At 52.7% G+C, this 15,536-nt stretch carries 17 protein-coding genes; 5 read left to right on the top strand and 12 right to left on the bottom strand.

Features of this window, described 5'->3' with window-relative positions; genetic code table 11:
* Window position 1 precedes the first annotated feature (1 nt).
* Together rpsF and HV243_RS22150 are read right to left on the bottom strand one after the other, a co-directional pair.
* Window positions 2-397, bottom strand: coding sequence for a 30S ribosomal protein S6 (gene rpsF / locus HV243_RS22145; protein WP_016151433.1), 396 nt, complete (start codon window positions 395-397; stop codon window positions 2-4).
* Between the two features lie 159 nt (window positions 398-556).
* Window positions 557-1,321 carry a TSUP family transporter gene (locus tag HV243_RS22150; protein WP_016151432.1) on the bottom strand — a complete coding sequence of 255 codons (765 nt, stop codon included), beginning with the start codon at window positions 1,319-1,321 and terminating at the stop codon, window positions 557-559.
* Window positions 1,322-1,619: 298 nt separating this feature from the next.
* Here HV243_RS22150 and yjfY point away from each other — a divergent pair, with 298 nt between their 5' ends.
* On the top strand, window positions 1,620-1,895 hold the full coding sequence (gene yjfY / locus HV243_RS22155) for a DUF1471 family protein YjfY (RefSeq protein WP_016155520.1): 276 nt from the start codon (window positions 1,620-1,622) through the stop codon (window positions 1,893-1,895).
* Window positions 1,896-2,025: 130 nt separating this feature from the next.
* On the opposite strand, the gene HV243_RS22160 is transcribed toward yjfY, so the two are convergent.
* From HV243_RS22160 to ulaA, 6 genes are read right to left on the bottom strand one after another with little or no spacing between them, the layout of a single operon-like run.
* Complete coding sequence (locus HV243_RS22160; RefSeq protein WP_053389340.1) at window positions 2,026-2,712, bottom strand: L-ribulose-5-phosphate 4-epimerase; 687 nt, start codon at window positions 2,710-2,712, stop codon at window positions 2,026-2,028.
* Window positions 2,712-3,566, bottom strand: coding sequence for an L-ribulose-5-phosphate 3-epimerase (locus tag HV243_RS22165; protein ID WP_053389339.1), 855 nt, complete (start codon window positions 3,564-3,566; stop codon window positions 2,712-2,714). Before HV243_RS22165 ends, HV243_RS22160 begins: the two co-directional genes overlap by 1 nt.
* 9 nt (window positions 3,567-3,575) lie before the next feature.
* Complete coding sequence (locus HV243_RS22170; RefSeq protein WP_053389338.1) at window positions 3,576-4,226, bottom strand: 3-keto-L-gulonate-6-phosphate decarboxylase UlaD; 651 nt, start codon at window positions 4,224-4,226, stop codon at window positions 3,576-3,578.
* Between the two features lie 12 nt (window positions 4,227-4,238).
* The gene (ulaC, locus tag HV243_RS22175; protein ID WP_053389337.1) at window positions 4,239-4,706 is read right to left on the bottom strand and encodes a PTS ascorbate transporter subunit IIA; all 468 of its coding nucleotides are present in this window, start codon (window positions 4,704-4,706) and stop codon (window positions 4,239-4,241) included.
* Window positions 4,707-4,717: 11 nt separating this feature from the next.
* On the bottom strand, window positions 4,718-5,023 hold the full coding sequence (ulaB, locus tag HV243_RS22180; protein ID WP_016151426.1) for a PTS ascorbate transporter subunit IIB: 306 nt from the start codon (window positions 5,021-5,023) through the stop codon (window positions 4,718-4,720).
* 15 nt (window positions 5,024-5,038) lie between these two features.
* Window positions 5,039-6,436, bottom strand: a complete 1,398-nt coding sequence (gene ulaA / locus HV243_RS22185; RefSeq protein ID WP_016155515.1) for a PTS ascorbate transporter subunit IIC — start codon at window positions 6,434-6,436, stop codon at window positions 5,039-5,041.
* Between the two features lie 367 nt (window positions 6,437-6,803).
* On the opposite strand from ulaA, the gene ulaG reads away from it, so the two are divergent.
* Window positions 6,804-7,868: an L-ascorbate 6-phosphate lactonase gene (gene ulaG / locus HV243_RS22190; protein ID WP_016151424.1), complete on the top strand. Its 1,065-nt coding sequence runs from the start codon at window positions 6,804-6,806 to the stop codon at window positions 7,866-7,868.
* A gap of 106 nt (window positions 7,869-7,974) precedes the next feature.
* Complete coding sequence (gene ulaR / locus HV243_RS22195) at window positions 7,975-8,730, top strand: HTH-type transcriptional regulator UlaR (RefSeq protein ID WP_016151423.1); 756 nt, start codon at window positions 7,975-7,977, stop codon at window positions 8,728-8,730.
* Here the strand turns inward: ulaR and yjfP are convergent.
* The gene (gene yjfP / locus HV243_RS22200) at window positions 8,727-9,476 is read right to left on the bottom strand and encodes an esterase (RefSeq protein WP_053389336.1); all 750 of its coding nucleotides are present in this window, start codon (window positions 9,474-9,476) and stop codon (window positions 8,727-8,729) included. The two genes, ulaR and yjfP, sit on opposite strands and share 4 nt — an antisense overlap.
* A 181-nt stretch (window positions 9,477-9,657) precedes the next feature.
* Here yjfP and bsmA point away from each other — a divergent pair, with 181 nt between their 5' ends.
* Together bsmA and yjfN are read left to right on the top strand one after the other, a co-directional pair.
* Window positions 9,658-9,987 carry a biofilm peroxide resistance protein BsmA gene (gene bsmA, locus HV243_RS22205; RefSeq protein WP_029139740.1) on the top strand — a complete coding sequence of 110 codons (330 nt, stop codon included), beginning with the start codon at window positions 9,658-9,660 and terminating at the stop codon, window positions 9,985-9,987.
* Window positions 9,988-10,134: 147 nt separating this feature from the next.
* Window positions 10,135-10,410 (top strand): DUF1471 family protease activator YjfN, encoded by a 276-nt coding sequence (gene yjfN / locus HV243_RS22210; protein WP_016151420.1) that lies wholly within the window; start codon window positions 10,135-10,137, stop codon window positions 10,408-10,410.
* 85 nt (window positions 10,411-10,495) lie between these two features.
* Here yjfN and HV243_RS22215 read toward each other — a convergent pair whose 3' ends face one another.
* The 3 genes from HV243_RS22215 to rnr form a co-directional block, all read right to left on the bottom strand.
* Window positions 10,496-12,118: an isovaleryl-CoA dehydrogenase gene (locus HV243_RS22215; protein ID WP_131351705.1), complete on the bottom strand. Its 1,623-nt coding sequence runs from the start codon at window positions 12,116-12,118 to the stop codon at window positions 10,496-10,498.
* A gap of 129 nt (window positions 12,119-12,247) precedes the next feature.
* Complete coding sequence (rlmB, locus tag HV243_RS22220; protein WP_003830482.1) at window positions 12,248-12,979, bottom strand: 23S rRNA (guanosine(2251)-2'-O)-methyltransferase RlmB; 732 nt, start codon at window positions 12,977-12,979, stop codon at window positions 12,248-12,250.
* A 70-nt stretch (window positions 12,980-13,049) separates the two neighbouring features.
* Window positions 13,050-15,512 carry a ribonuclease R gene (gene rnr, locus HV243_RS22225; protein WP_053389334.1) on the bottom strand — a complete coding sequence of 821 codons (2,463 nt, stop codon included), beginning with the start codon at window positions 15,510-15,512 and terminating at the stop codon, window positions 13,050-13,052.
* Between the last annotated feature and the right edge of the window lie 24 nt (window positions 15,513-15,536).

Genomic DNA, 15,536 nt, shown 5'->3' on the forward strand with positions numbered 1-15,536 from the left:
ATTACTCTTCAGAATCCCCAGCTTCAGCATCATCTGCGGTTTCGTTAGCGAAATCATCGCGACGTTCACGACGCTCGTCTTTCGCTTTAACCATCGGAGATGCTTCGGTAACAGCGTGTTTAGTACGCATAACCATGCTGCGGATAACGGCATCGTTGAAGCGGAAGGTAGTTTCCAGCTCATCGATCACTTCCTGCGGCGCTTCAACGTTCAGCAGAACGTAGTGAGCTTTGTGCAGTTTGTTGATCGGGTAAGCCAGCTGACGGCGGCCCCAGTCTTCCAGACGGTGGATCGTGCCTTCTGCACCAGTGATGGCAGCAGTGTAGCGTTCGATCATACCCGGAACCTGTTCGCTCTGGTCAGGATGGACCATAAAAACGATTTCGTAATGACGCATCGAATTGCTCCTTACGGATTATTCAGCCTCCTGTCTGGGTCAGCCGAGGCCCGGGGAGGCAAGGAACGTGTTAAAGGTCGGCTGAAAAATTGACGCGTCATAATACTGGCGCCTGCCACTAAACTCAAGGTAATTGTACGATTATTTATCATGTCGCCATTAATACATATCCAGCAGCATTTTGACGCTGATGCAAATGGAGACAATGACAATCATGGGTCGGATAACTTTCTTGCCGCGCGTTAGTACGACCGTCGCGCCAAGACGTGCGCCGAGGGACTGCCCGGCAAACATCACCAGCCCCAGTGACCAGATCATTTTACCGCCAAAAATGAAGAACAATATCGAGGCGATGTTGGATGCCAGGTTAATAAAATTCGAGTGAATTTGCGCCTTATCGATGCTGTATCCCCACAGTAGGATATAGCTGAGGGTATAAAAGGAGCCAGCCCCGGCACCGAGAAAGCCGTCATAAAAACCAATGCATCCCCCGCCAATCAACGAGAAGAGAAACAGGGATACCTGCTGCTTTCTTTTCGGTTCGCTGAGATTTGGCGCAAAAATAAAGTAGATAGCGACCGCGATAATCAGGATCGGGAGCAGTTTCTTCAGCAGCTCCGGTTCAATGAACTGGATAAGCGTCGTTCCCATCGCAGAACCGATAAAGGCAGATAAAAACACATACTTGTGCTCCTGCACGTTGATATGCCCCCGGCGTAAAAAATAAATCCCGGAGGTCAGCGAGCTGCCCAGTGCCTGAATTTTATTGGTTGCCAGCGCATTCGCCGGGGGTAAACCAGAAATTAACAGTGCGCCAATCGAGAGAAAACCACCGCCGCCCGACACCACGTTAATAAAGCCTGCCACCAGCGCGACCATAAACATAATCACAAAGTAGCTGAAATCCATGAATGAAGTATCCATAAGTTTTTGCCTTATTATCATAAAGTTATATTAATTATCCGGCTCACTATAAACGGCGTACTCACCCGATTAAATTGACTATTTGGTAAGTGCTTATGCGCGAAAGACAGGTATTTTTCACCGCAGCGGTACACACCAGCGGCCTGTTAATAAAAGAAAAGATGGCTATGCGGTAATTTTTTGAACAACTGCATCAGAAATGGTCGCTATCGACTGCGCCGGTAACGGTTAAAATTACATCAGAAGCTAATCACTCACAGGAGAGAGGCAACCAGAGACCGCAGTCGAGGAGGTACATATGCGAGCCCGTGTTTTGACCCTTCTGGCTATGCTTTTGCTTAGTGCAAATGCAACGGCAGCCATCAAAATTGACAATCATCAGGCCAGGAATATGGATGATGTGCAGAGCTTAGGCGTCATTTACATAAATCATAACTTCGCCACTGAAAGTGAAGCCACTCAGGCCCTGAATGAAGAGACCGATGCGCAAGGCGCAACCTACTACCACGTGATCCTCACCAGGGAACCCGGTAGTAACGGAAATATGCACGCCAGTGCAGATATTTACCGCTAGCACCAGAAATAACCAACGAGAACATTGCTGCAGTTTAATTTGCCCCCTTCACAGGGGGCTTTTTTTGCAAAAAAGTCCCGAAGCCAGATCGATAACATCACCTGAATGATTGGGCTCCAGGACTTAGTCGTTACTTCTGTCCGTAATAGGCGTTTGGACCGTGCTTACGCATGAAATGCTTATTCATCAGATAACTGTCGATGGGGCTAAGCGCCGGATTAATGCCACGCGCAATCCATGCCATTTTTGCCACTTCCTCCATCACCACGGCGTTATGTACCGCATCGTGAGCATCCTTGCCCCAGGCAAACGGGCCATGCTGGTACACCACTACGCCAGGCGTATGCAAAGGTTCCACCTCCCCCAGCGTTTCGACAATCACCTTGCCGGTATTTAGCTCATACTCGCCCTGAACTTCAGCTTCAGTTAACGCCCTGGTGCAGGGAATATCGCCAAAGAAGTAATCCGCATGCGTCGTGCCAAGCGAGGGAATTGCCAGACCCGCCTGCGCCCATGCCGTCGCGTGCGTTGAGTGGGTGTGCACCACGCCGCCGAGAGAAGAATAGCGGCGATACAGCACCAGATGGGTGACGGTATCAGAAGAAGGACGATAGCGCCCTTCCACTACGTTGCCGGCCAGATCCACAACCACCATGTCATCTACCTGCATCGTTTGGTAGTCGACGCCGCTAGGCTTAATCACCACCAGACCGCGCTCGCGGTCAATGGCGCTGACGTTCCCCCAAGTGAACGTCACCAGCCCGTAGCGCGGCAAATCCATATTGGCCTCAAAAACCTGCTGTTTAAGTTTTTGCATTACACCGCCTCCACCAGACCTGCGCTGGCCATTCGCGCCTTCACCCAGTCGCGCGCCTTCGCGACTTCACGTGCCGGGTCGTCCGACGTTTCACTCCACATCTCAATCAGGTATGGTCCGCAGTACCCACTCTGTTTGAGCGTCGCAAAACAACGTTCGAACTCAACAACCCCTTCACCAAACGGCACATTTTTGAATACACCGGGTTTGGTATCCTTCACGTGTACAGCAACGATATGACCCATCCCAGCCTGCAGCTCCATCTGCACGTCGTTATCCCACGCCGACAAATTGCCAATATCGGGATACAGTTGGAACCACGGATTGTTGAGATAGTGGGCATAACCCAGTGCCTTGCTGATCGAATTCATCAGCGGATAATCCATGATTTCCATCGCCAGCGTCACCTGCGCGCGGCTCGCCATCTCCACGCTCTCTTTCAGCCCATCGCGAAACCGACGACGCGTTTCGTTATTGGCCTGCTGGTAATAGACGTCGTAACCCGCCAGTTGAATAACGCGAATACCGATATCCTGCGCAAACTGAATGGCTTTACGCATGATCTCCAGCCCCTGTTCGCGCACCGCATCATCTTCACTGCCAAGCGGGAAACGACGATGAGCGCTCAGGCACATGGACGGTACGCGTATCCCTGTCTCAGCGATAGCGGCCACCAGCGCCAGTCGCTGCTCGCGGTGCCAGTCAAGACGCGCCAGGCGATCGTCGGTTTCATCAACCGATATTTCGACAAAATCAAAGCCCAGTTCCTTCGCCAGCTGCAAGCGTTCCAGCCAGCACTCCCCGCCGGGGAGCGCTTTTTCATAGATACCGAGCGGGACCTGTTTCGACAACATAGTCGCTCCTTATCCCCACAGTTGGGCGATGGAACGTTTGAACTGACGCGCAGCGTCTACCGGAGAGGCGGCATCGCGAATGCTGCGTCCGGCAATAAAGACGTGGATAGGGATCCCCTGGAACAGCGGCAGATCCTCCAGCGCCAGGCCGCCGGTGACGGTGACCTTAAAGCCCATATCAGAAAGGCGTTTGATGGCGCTGATATCTGCCTCTCCCCACGCCACACCCGCCGCCTGCGCGTCACGGCTGCGGTGATATACCACTTGCCCAATGCCCGCGTCACGCCACTCCTGCGCCAGCTCCCAGGTCCAGTAACCAGTCAGTTCAATCTGCACGTCGCCGTTAAATTCTTTCGCCACCTCCAGCGCCCCCCTGGTGGTGTTGATATCCGCACAGCAGATGACGGTAACCCAGTCAGCGTTGGCTTCGAAACACATGCGCGAGAGGATTTTACCCGCGTCGGCGATTTTGGCATCCGCCAGCACAATTTTATGCGGATAAAGCGCCTTCAGATCGCGTACGGCGCGCACCCCCTCTGCCACGCAAAGAATCGTGCCCACCTCAATGATATCGACCTCTTCGGCAATCAGACGCGTCGTTTCATAGGCGGAAGACATTGATTGGTTATCCAGCGCAACCTGCAACATAGGTAATGACATTTTGGTATCCTTTTAAACAGCCGCCGCAGTGGCGTTATCAATTAAATCCAGCACTTCCTGCGCGGTACGGCAGGCACGTAAACGGTCGAAATTGGCTTCGTCGTCAAAGAGATTCACGATCTGCATGATGCCGACTTCCTGATGTGTGCTGGCGTCTACTGCCGCCATGGTGATCAGGATGTCGACCGGGTCGTTATCTTCGTGGTTAAACACCAGCGGTGTTTTCAGCGTCACCAGCGCAAAACCGGTTTTCTTGACCCCTTCCTCCGGACGGCCGTGCGGCATTGCCAGGCCGGGCGCAATCACGAAATACGGGCCGAACTGTTCGACTCCGTCGAGGATGGCCTGGTAGTAGCGTGGTTCAACCACATCAGCCTTAACCAGCAGATCCACGCTCAGCTTTACCGCTTCCTGCCAGGAGCTGGCCTCGGCCTGTAAAAGGATGGCGTTATTGTCTGCCAGCGAATCACGTAATTTCATAGGCCACCTCCTTACTTCACGTCCTGAGGGAAATGCGCGTTGATCACTTCCAGCAGTTTTGGTCCAAAATCGGCGGGAGACAGCATGTTGCGTACGCCAACAACATATTTATTGCCTGATACGGTAATCTCACCGGCGATATGGGTAGAAGCGATGATGATATCCGCGCCGCTCAGTTCACTTTTGTATTCGCCTACTGCGCAACTGTTTACCGTATGGTCAATATTTGACTGGGTTAAAAACTGATCCACCTTCATCTTCATGATCATGGAACTCCCCTGCCCATTGCCACATACAGCCAAAATACGTACGGTCATAATCGGAACCCCTTATTAAGCAGAGTGTTCTGCCAGTTGTTTTTCTGCGTCTTCCTCAGCGCGCAAGGTGCGTCCTGCGAAAAACATATAAGCCAGTGCAATCAGAATAATGACGGCCATAAACACGATGCCGATGGAGGCAAAGCCCTGCATCATCGGCGGCGCCAGAATTGACCAGTCCGCCATGCCCATCCAGGCGCTCATCCCGGTGAGCTTCACCGCCCAGACGCAGCCGAAGATTTCGATCATCCCCATCACCAGGCAAATCTTGAGCGCCGCGCGCCAGCCGCCAAAGTGGTTAGCAAACACGCCGATAGTCGCGTTCGAGAAGAACATCGGAATAAAGCCAGGGATAATCAGAATAGAAGAGCCGCAACCCACCAGAATGCCCACCGCAATCAGTTGGCCGATGGTGCCCCACATAAAGCCCCAGACCACCGCGTTGGGCGCAAAGCTATAAATCGCCGCGCAGTCGATAGCCAGCACTGCACCCGGGATCAGACGTTGAGAGATACCGTTGAACGCTTCTGAAAGCTCAGCAACGAACATACGTACGCCCTGAGTGATGATGAAAATAGCGACGGCAAACGAAAAACCGGTCTGCAGAATATAGACCGTCCAGTGGGTTTTACCCGCCATCGCCTGAACCACATCAATGCCGAAAGAGAGCAGGATCGCGCCGAAGAAGAGGGTCATAACAATCGCGGTAGAAACGATGTTGTCATGGAAGATATTCAGCCAGCCCGGCAGCTTCAGATCTTCAACACTCTCCTCTTTCTTACCCAGATAAGGCGCGACTTTGTAGGCAATCCATGAAGCGAACTGCTGCTGGTGACCGATGGAGAAACCGCAGCCGTCGGTCACTTCCTGCGTCGGCTTGTACATCATATTGGAAGTAATGCCCCAGTAGAGGGACACCAGCACCGCGGTGCAGATGATGGTGGTCCACATCGGGTAACCAAAGATGTAGAGAGAGACGGCAATCAGGCCCGCCTGCTGGAACATAATGTGGCCGGTCAGCATGATGGTGCGAATGCCGGTAATACGCCGTAGCAGTACGTAACAAATATTCAGCGCCAGCGCCAACAGCACAGCATAACCCACCCAACTATAGGCATCGCCCATACGTTCGATGGTTGCCATCATGGAGGCATAGGTATCGGAAATCGCACCATTGATACCGTAAACTTCGGACATCTTCGCCACCACCGGTTTAAACGTGCTGGTCAGAATGCCCGATCCCGCTTGCAGCAACATAAAACCGATAATCGTTTTGATCGTGCCTTTGATAATAACGCTGACGCTTTTACGCAGCAGGATGTAACCAAGACAGGTCACAATACCCAACAGCAAGGGCGCGTTGGTCATAACCTGATTAAAAAAGACGGTAAAGATGTTGTAGAGGATCTCCATAACGATCTCCAGTAGACGAAGTTGCTGAACATTCATTACAGATGCCCAGGATGTTGTGCCCTCACTCTAATTTTCAAAAGTAATCACAACAAGATTGAATTTGATTAAATGTGATGCAGTACGCAAATAATTCACACACTTGCAGAGTGGCTTTACTTCTCATTCATCGACGACAAAATAAACTCTATTAAAACAATAAAATACAAATCCAACATTCAAGTAAACCATCCTGTCACGCTGTGACTTGATCACATTTCCCCGCTGAACACCAAAAATCAACGCATTGCCTTCTTGAAAAAATGATGTCAATATCAATCAAAACAAATCATAAATTGACTTAATCTGAATAAATATGAAGGTAAATGCGATGAGTAAAGTAAAAAGCATCACGCGTGAATCATGGATCCTGAGCACATTCCCGGAGTGGGGAAGTTGGCTGAATGAAGAGATCGAACAGGAGCAGGTCGCCCCGGGCACATTCGCTATGTGGTGGCTTGGCTGTACCGGCATCTGGCTGAAGTCGGAAGGCGGGACGAACATTTGCGTCGATTTCTGGTGCGGGACGGGTAAACAGAGTCACGGTAACCCGCTAATGAAAACCGGCCACCAGATGCAACGCATGGCTGGGGTGAAGAAACTGCAGCCAAACCTGCGCACCACGCCGTTTGTTCTTGATCCGTTTGCAATTCGACAGATCGATGCGGTGCTGGCGACACACGATCATAACGATCACATCGACGTGAATGTCGCGGCCGCCGTCATGCAAAACTGCGCCGATGACGTGCCATTTATCGGGCCGCAAACCTGTGTGGATCTGTGGATCGGTTGGGGTGTGCCAAAAGAGCGCTGCATCGTGGTAAAACCAGGCGATGTGGTGAAAGTGAAAGATATTGAAATTCATGCGCTTGACGCGTTTGATCGTACGGCATTAATCACGCTACCTGCCGATCAAAAAGCGGCAGGTGTGCTGCCGGATGGTATGGATGCACGTGCGGTAAACTACCTGTTCAAAACACCGGGTGGAACGCTGTACCACAGCGGAGACTCGCACTACTCTAACTACTACGCAAAGCATGGCAACGAGCACCAGATCGACGTTGCGCTCGGCTCCTACGGTGAGAATCCGCGCGGGATTACGGACAAAATGACCAGCTCCGACATGCTGCGCATGGCGGAAGCGTTGAATACGAAAGTGGTGATCCCTTTCCATCATGACATCTGGTCAAACTTCCAGGCCGACCCTCAGGAGATCCGCGTACTGTGGGAGATGAAAAAAGATCGACTGAAGTATGGCTTTAAGCCGTTTATCTGGCAGGTGGGCGGTAAGTTCACCTGGCCGCTGGACAAAGACAACTTTGAATATCACTACCCGCGCGGCTTTGATGACTGCTTCACGATTGAACCGGATCTGCCGTTTAAATCCTTCTTGTGACCCCTACAAAATGCCGGTCTATTCCGGCATTTTTTCCCATTTACTTTAGTATTTCCAGGCTATTTCAAATATCATCTTTTCAAATCAATTTGTATCGGAATAGCTCATGACTGAAGCACAAAGACATCAAATATTGCTGGATATGCTGGCGCAGTTGGGCTTTGTTACCGTTGAGAACGTGATTGAGCGTCTGGGGATTTCACCAGCCACAGCACGCCGGGACATCAATAAACTCGACGAAAGCGGCAAACTCAAGAAAGTCCGCAATGGCGCAGAAGCCATCACCCAGCAACGTCCGCGCTGGACACCTATGAATCTGCATCAGGCGCAGAACCACGATGAAAAAGTTCGCATTGCCAAGGCCGCATCCCAGCTTGTAAATGCGGGTGAAAGCGTGGTGATCAACTGCGGATCAACCGCCTTCCTGCTTGGTCGTGAAATGTGCGGCAAGCCGGTGCAGATCATCACCAATTATCTGCCGCTGGCGAACTATCTGATCGACCAGGAGCATGACAGCGTGATCATCATGGGAGGGCAATACAACAAAAGCCAGTCCATCACGCTTAGTCCGCAAGGCAGCGAAAATAGCCTGTATGCCGGACACTGGATGTTTACCAGCGGTAAAGGGTTGACCGCGGACGGACTGTATAAAACCGATATGCTAACCGCGATGGCTGAGCAGAAGATGCTTAACGTAGTGGGTAAACTGGTGGTGCTGGTCGATAGCAGTAAGGTCGGTGAACGCGCGGGGATGCTGTTCAGTCGCGCCGATCAAATCGATATGCTCATTACCGGCAAAAATGCTAACCCTGAGATTCTGCAACAACTTGAAGCTCAGGGCGTAAGCATCGTGCGCGTTTAAAGGTGCTGGCGAAAAAACGTTACCGTCGCTGCCAGCGCCTCTGGCGTGATGCGGTGGCGTACGCCCGCTTCCCACAGGCAGGTTAAATTGTTATCCAGCCCTGCCTGAATCAGCGCCTGCTGTAAGCGGAAGGTTTCAACCGCGGGCACCACATCGTCCTCCTGTCCATGCCACAACAGCAACGGTCTGTCGGCCAGGCGTTGTAGCTGATGCGTAACGTCCCATTCGGCGAGCGGTGCGATAACGGCATCGAACTCCGTCTGCTGCTCTGGCGTCTGGACTCGTAAAGGGGGAAAAAGCGTCTGTGCAAGACGGGTAAAATAGCCCGAACCCATCAGGCTGGCTACACATTTAACCTCGGGATGGCGGGCCATAATGCCCAACGCCGTCATGCCTCCCATCGACGCCCCCGCAACAGCAAGTCTTTCATCTGATAGCCAATTTTCCGCCACCAGCGCCGCACGTAACGTCGTAAACTCCTGCATGCTTTGCTGCAATATATGCCAGAAGCGGAACATTCGCTCCTGAGCATCACCGTTGAAGCGGGCACCATGGTCGGGCGCATCTGGCATGACAACCCGGAATCCGGCCTGAACCAGAGCAACGGCAAAATAGCTATAAACCAGACTTGAAGATGTAAACCCGTGATAGAAAATAATGCAAGGGAGTGAACACTCGCGTTTACCAGCCGGAACGGCGTGCAGGACAGGGATACCAGCCAACTGTCGTGTTTCAATTTCAATCATTTGTCGCCTCTTTTTTTCTGGTATGCCATGCAGCAATACTTAACGCAAGCGAATGTGTTCGGCAATGATTCATAATGTTGAGAACTGGGTTACGCTTTCGCAACATTTTCATTCGAAAATCGCGTGAGAGATAACACTTCGGGAACATTCCCCTAAAGGGAAATTGATAAGGCACTACACTATGGCTATCAGGAAACGAGATAGAGTTATGCGTCGGTTTGCCTCTTTATTGCTGGTGATGCTTTTAAGCGCCTGTAGCGTGCTACAGGGAACGCCGCAACCCGCACCGCCCGTTGCCGACCACCCGCAGGAGATCCGCCGTGACCAGAGTAATGGGTTACAGCGAATAGGAACGGTCAGCGCGCTGGTAAGAGGCTCTCCGGATGATGCGCTGGCAGAGATCCGTGACAAAGCCGTCGCGGCTAAAGCTGATTACTACGTGGTTTTATTAGTGGATGAAACCATCGTGACAGGCCAATGGTATTCACAGGCTATTTTGTATCGTAAATAACATTGGGTTGGAATTTAGTCAGCTTTACATTGCTTTGCGCCGCTATGCGTTTACCTGTGCACAATAAACCAACAGCAGGAAGCTTGAGGTTTATTATCGCGATGGAATGCCCTGCCGTGTGTAGGGGTACGAATAATGGAGCTGACGATGAAACAATCACTTGCCTTATCCTCACTGCTGCTTTCTGCCGGACTGGTAGGTACTACGGCGCAGTCTGCCGAGTTCGCCAGTGCTGACTGCGTTACAGGCCTGAACGAAATTGGCCTGATATCTGTCAGTAACATTGCAGGGAATCCGCAGGATGTAGAACGAGTTGTCGCGTTAAAAGCGGATGAACAGGGTGCCTCATGGTATCGGATCATTCAGATGTACGAAGACCAGCAGCCCGACAACTGGCGCGTACAGGCCATACTCTATGCTTAACAGATTGCCGGATGGCGTAAACTTATCCGGCCTACATTGAATGTAGGCATGATAAGGCGCGCCAGCGTCGCCATCAGGCATATTATTACCGTAATCCCCCCGTTGCCCGCAGGAGCAAGTCGTTCAGCACCTGCTCGGACAATCGTAGTCCACCACGCGTATCGAGCATCATTTGACACCAGGCCTGCGCCACTGGCGGAGAGGCATAGCGCAACATCTGCGCCCCGCAACCGAGCAGGAAAAGCTGCTGTGTAATCTCCCGTCCCAACTCCTCGCTGGGTTTACGTAAACGCTGCTGTAGTTGACGTACCATTCGATCGTAATGTCGGTCTTGCCCTTTTACCTCAGCAAAGGCTTCGCTGAGCATATCGTATATGCCGGGTTGTTTTGTCAGCACCCGCAATACATCGAGGCACATAATGTTGCCAGAGCCCTCCCAGATACTGTTTACCGGCATCTCACGATACAGGCGCGGCAACTCACTCTCCTCGCAGTAGCCAATCCCGCCGAGCACTTCCATCGCCTCTGCAACAAACGGCATACCGGCCTTGCAAACAGAGAATTTCGCTGCTGGTGTGAACAGTCTGGCCCACAGAGATTCTTTGGCATCAGCGCGACGGTCCCAGGCCCGCGCCAGTCGGAACAGTAACGCCGTCTGACCTTCCAGTTGGAGCGCCATCCGACCTAATACCTGGCGCATCATCGGTTGTTCGATCAATGGTTTGCCAAAAACCTGTCGCTGGTGCGCATGGTAAATCGCGACAGAAAAAGCACGTCGCATCATGCCATGACTACCGAGCGCACAGTCAAAACGCGTCATCCCACCCATTTTCAGGATATGACGTATACCTTCCCCTTCTTCACCCAATAGCCAGCCAATCGCATCGTGGAATTCAACCTCGCAGCTGGCGTTGGAGCGATTGCCTAACTTATCTTTCAGCCGCTCCAGACGGATAGCATTACGCTGCCCGTCGGGTAAAAATCGCGGTACAAAAAAGCAGGATAAGCCTCCCTTTGCCTGGGCCAGTACCAAATGGGCATCGCTTTGCGGCACGGAGAAAAACCACTTATGTCCCACCAGCCGATACGAGCCGTCTGTAAGACGTTCTGCCTGAGTGGTATTGCTCAGCACATCTGACCCCCCCTGCTTCTCGGTCATTCCCATGCCGATCAATAACCCACGCTTTTGCCCTCCTGGCAGTAAATGCGAGTCATAACGGTCGCTTAGCAGCGGCGTAAACCAGTCGTGAAAGGGGGCAGGTAACATCTGAAGTAACAACGGCGTGGCGGCAAAAGTCATGGTAACCGGACACAACGTGCCCGCTTCCACCTGCGCATGCAGGATGAAACGGGCTGCCCGGGCGACAAATGTTCCCTGCCTCGCGTCTTCTTCCCAGGCCAGATTATGTACGCGATTGGCGCACAATCCCTGCATCAGCAAATGCCAGGCAGGATGAAAACGCACATCATCCAGCCGCTGACCCTGCGAGTCGTAGCGCAACAACTCGGGTGGAAAAGCATTGGCCAGACGGCCAAGCTCGAGCGACTCGGCAGTCCCTAGCTGCTGACCAATACTGGCGAGAAGATCGCTATCCCAGCCAGCGCCTTCACGGATAACCGCTTCACACAGCGCGCCATCGGACAGATATAAGTTGCTGTTATTGAGCGGTACAGGTTGGTTAAAAACGGTATGCGTTTGCCAGTGCATTGTGTCTCCCTCCGTCAATGGCCGTCACCTTAAGTATGGTCAGGCAGAAGGCAGCACGCATGGGACAACGGTCACAAAAAAGCCATCCCGAAGGATGGCTTGAGATAAGAGAGAAATGAGGGAGATAGTTTAGCCGCGCTGGCGTACAGCCTCAAACAGGCAGATGCCCGTCGCAACTGAAACGTTCAGCGACGAAACGCTCCCAGCCATCGGGATGCTGATCAGTTCGTCACAGTGTTCGCGGGTCAAACGACGCATACCTTCACCCTCTGCGCCCATCACCAGCGCCAGACGTCCGGTCATTTTGCTCTGATAGAGAGTATGGTCAGCTTCACCTGCGGTTCCGACGATCCAGATATTCTCTTCCTGCAGCATACGCATAGTGCGCGCCAGGTTGGTCACACGGATCAGCGGTACGCTTTCTGCCGCGCCGCAAGCCACTTTTTTCGCCGTTGCATTCAACTGCGCAGAACGATCCTTCGGTACGATAACAGCATGGACGCCAGCAGCATCGGCGCTACGCAGGCATGCCCCCAGGTTATGCGGATCGGTAACACCATCGAGGATCAAAAAGAACGGCTGATCGAGCGTAGCAATCAGATCCGGCAGATCGTTTTCCTGATACTGACGACCCGGCTTCACGCGAGCAATAATTCCCTGATGTACCGCACCCTCGCTTTTCTCATCCAGGAACTGGCGGTTAGCCAGCTGAATGACAACACCCTGTGCTTCCAGTGCGTGGATCAGCGGCAGCAGGCGTTTATCTTCACGACCTTTGAGAATAAAGACGTCCTGGAAGCGCTCAGGCGCACGTTCCAGCAGAGCCTGCACCGCATGGATGCCGTAAATCATTTCACTCATGAATGTACTCGTTAATAGTTTATGCGTAACGCGGGCAACGCGAGGTTGCCCGACTTACTGTTTATGGCTGTTATTGCGCGACTTTCTTTTTCGTCGCGCGTTTAGCTTTGGTGGCGGCAGCGATTTTAAGCGTTTTTGCCGATGGCTTTTTCGCTTTTTTATCGCCTTTCTTCTCAGCCGTTTTTTTATCCGCCTGAGGTTTGGCTCTGCCTTTCTTCTCGCCGCGGAAAGCGCTATCCGGCTCGAAATTTACTTTTTTGCCCATCTGACGACGCTTACCGGTATTTTTACCCGCATCGCCTTTTTTCGCTTTTTCACGCGCGGTTTTACCTTCATTGCGCGGTGCACGTTCGCTGGAGATCAAACTGAAGTCGATTTTACGCTCGTCCATGTTGACCGCTTCCACGCGAACTTCCACGCGATCGCCCAGGCGATACATTTGACCGCTGGATTCTCCCGTCAGACGCTGCCCAACCTGGTCAAAACGATAGTAGTCGTTATCCAGGGAGGAGACATGCACCAGACCGTCGATAAACAGCTCATCAAGACGGACGAAGAAACCAAACCCGGTCACGCTGGCGATCACGCCTTTGAAGACATTACCTACCTGATCCAGCATGAAGTCGCACTTCAGCCAGTCAGAGACGTCGCGTGTGGCTTCGTCAGCACGGCGCTCGGCCATCGAACAGTGTTGACCCAGTTGCAGCATCTCTTCCATCGAATAATGGTAGCCACCCGTTTCCGTGGTGTTGCCTTTATGGCCCTGCTCCTGCGCCAGCAGATACTTAATCGCCCGGTGCAAGGAGAGATCCGGGTAACGACGGATCGGCGAGGTGAAGTGTGCATAAGATTGCAACGCAAGGCCAAAGTGACCGCGGTTTTCCGGATCGTAAATCGCCTGCTTCATTGAACGCAGCAGCATAGTTTGCAGCATTTCTGCGTCAGGACGGTCAGCAATCGACTCCAGCAGTTCGGCGTAATCACGCGGCTCGGGTTTATTACCGCCGGGCAGCTCCAGCCCCAGCTCCGCCAACACCGAACGGAACGAATTAATCGCTTCGGTCGTCGGCTTATCGTGAATGCGGAACAGTGCCGGCTCTTTGGCTTTCTCAACGAATCGCGCCGCTGAGATGTTCGCCATGATCATGCACTCTTCAATCAGTTTGTGCGCGTCATTACGCTGCGTCTGCTCAATACGCTCAATACGGCGTTCAGCATTGAAGATAAACTTCGCTTCTTCACTTTCAAACGAGATACCGCCACGCTCTTCACGCGCTTTATCCAGCACTTTGTAGAGGTTATGCAGCTCTTCAATGTGTTTAACCAACGGCGCGTACTGCTCACGCAGTTCCTGATCGCCCTGCAGCATGTGCCAGACCTTGGTGTAGGTCAGACGCGCATGGGAGCTCATAACCGCTTCGTAGAATTTAAAGCCTGTTAAGCGGCCTTTCGACGAAATGGTCATTTCACAGACCATACACAGCCTGTCCACCTGCGGGTTGAGCGAACACAATCCGTTAGACAGCACTTCCGGTAGCATCGGAACAACCTGCGATGGGAAGTAGACGGATGTGCCACGGCTGCGCGCTTCCTGGTCCAGCGGAGTCGGCGGGCGAACGTAATAGCTTACGTCAGCAATCGCCACCCATAAACGCCAGCCGCCGCCGCGTTTCTTCTCGCAGTAAACCGCATCGTCGAAGTCACGCGCATCTTCGCCATCGATAGTGACCAGCGGCAGGGAGCGCAGATCGACACGTCCGGCTTTCGCTTCCTCCGGCACTTCTTCTTTCAGGCCAGCGATCTGTTTTTCGACCGCCTGAGGCCAGATATACGGGATTTCATGAGTACGCAGCGCCATATCAACGGCCATGCTGGTTCCCATGTTGTCGCCCAGGACTTCAACAATTTTACCCACCGCTTTAGTGCGACGCGTCGGACGCTGGGTCAGCTCAACCACGACCACGAAACCCATACGAGCACCCATCACCTCTTCCGGCGGGATCAGGATATCAAAGCTCAGGCGGCTGTCGTCAGGGACGACAAACCCAACGCCAGCGTCGGTGAAGTAGCGACCGACAATCTGGCTGGTTTTCGGTACCAGTACGCGCACAATACGCGCTTCGCGACGACCTTTACGGTCCGCTCCCAGCGGCTGTGCCAACACCTGATCGCCATGAATACAGGTTTTCATCTGCTCGCTGGACAGGTACAGGTCATCTTTGCGGCCTTCAACGCGCAGAAAGCCGTAGCCATCACGGTGGCCAATAACGGTACCTTTCAGCAGGTCAAGACGCTCCGGCAGCGCATAGCACTGACGACGAGTGAAGACCAGTTGCCCGTCACGCTCCATGGCGCGCAGGCGGCGACGCAGCGCTTCTTGCTGCTCTTCACCTTCAATGTTGAGTTCAGCGGCCAGCTCATCGCGGTTGGCCGGTTTTTCACGTTTAGTTAAATGTTCGAGGATAAATTCCCGGCTCGGGATAGGATTCGCGTATTTTTCTGCTTCGCGTTCCTGGAAAGGATCTTGTGACATCGAGGTTCCTCCATTGTCAGCTCT

Origin of the sequence: Citrobacter sp. RHBSTW-00599, assembly GCF_013784065.1 — a bacterium.
In the GTDB taxonomy this organism is placed as follows: domain Bacteria; phylum Pseudomonadota; class Gammaproteobacteria; order Enterobacterales; family Enterobacteriaceae; genus Citrobacter; species Citrobacter braakii.

What these genes read in the sequence shown, in the direction of transcription:
- HV243_RS22160 (WP_053389340.1), bottom strand. Translation starts at nt 2,712, where the DNA reads ATGCAAAAACTTAAACAGCAGGTTTTTGAGGCCAATATGGATTTGCCG.
- ulaB (WP_016151426.1), bottom strand. Translation starts at nt 5,023, where the DNA reads ATGACCGTACGTATTTTGGCTGTATGTGGCAATGGGCAGGGGAGTTCC.
- rnr (WP_053389334.1), bottom strand. Translation starts at nt 15,512, where the DNA reads ATGTCACAAGATCCTTTCCAGGAACGCGAAGCAGAAAAATACGCGAAT.
- HV243_RS22165 (WP_053389339.1), bottom strand. Translation starts at nt 3,566, where the DNA reads ATGTTGTCGAAACAGGTCCCGCTCGGTATCTATGAAAAAGCGCTCCCC.
- ulaR (WP_016151423.1), top strand. Translation starts at nt 7,975, where the DNA reads ATGACTGAAGCACAAAGACATCAAATATTGCTGGATATGCTGGCGCAG.
- HV243_RS22170 (WP_053389338.1), bottom strand. Translation starts at nt 4,226, where the DNA reads ATGTCATTACCTATGTTGCAGGTTGCGCTGGATAACCAATCAATGTCT.
- HV243_RS22150 (WP_016151432.1), bottom strand. Translation starts at nt 1,321, where the DNA reads ATGGATACTTCATTCATGGATTTCAGCTACTTTGTGATTATGTTTATG.
- yjfY (WP_016155520.1), top strand. Translation starts at nt 1,620, where the DNA reads ATGCGAGCCCGTGTTTTGACCCTTCTGGCTATGCTTTTGCTTAGTGCA.
- rpsF (WP_016151433.1), bottom strand. Translation starts at nt 397, where the DNA reads ATGCGTCATTACGAAATCGTTTTTATGGTCCATCCTGACCAGAGCGAA.
- ulaC (WP_053389337.1), bottom strand. Translation starts at nt 4,706, where the DNA reads ATGAAATTACGTGATTCGCTGGCAGACAATAACGCCATCCTTTTACAG.
- rlmB (WP_003830482.1), bottom strand. Translation starts at nt 12,979, where the DNA reads ATGAGTGAAATGATTTACGGCATCCATGCGGTGCAGGCTCTGCTGGAA.
- yjfP (WP_053389336.1), bottom strand. Translation starts at nt 9,476, where the DNA reads ATGATTGAAATTGAAACACGACAGTTGGCTGGTATCCCTGTCCTGCAC.
- bsmA (WP_029139740.1), top strand. Translation starts at nt 9,658, where the DNA reads ATGGCTATCAGGAAACGAGATAGAGTTATGCGTCGGTTTGCCTCTTTA.
- yjfN (WP_016151420.1), top strand. Translation starts at nt 10,135, where the DNA reads ATGAAACAATCACTTGCCTTATCCTCACTGCTGCTTTCTGCCGGACTG.
- HV243_RS22215 (WP_131351705.1), bottom strand. Translation starts at nt 12,118, where the DNA reads ATGCACTGGCAAACGCATACCGTTTTTAACCAACCTGTACCGCTCAAT.
- ulaA (WP_016155515.1), bottom strand. Translation starts at nt 6,436, where the DNA reads ATGGAGATCCTCTACAACATCTTTACCGTCTTTTTTAATCAGGTTATG.
- ulaG (WP_016151424.1), top strand. Translation starts at nt 6,804, where the DNA reads ATGAGTAAAGTAAAAAGCATCACGCGTGAATCATGGATCCTGAGCACA.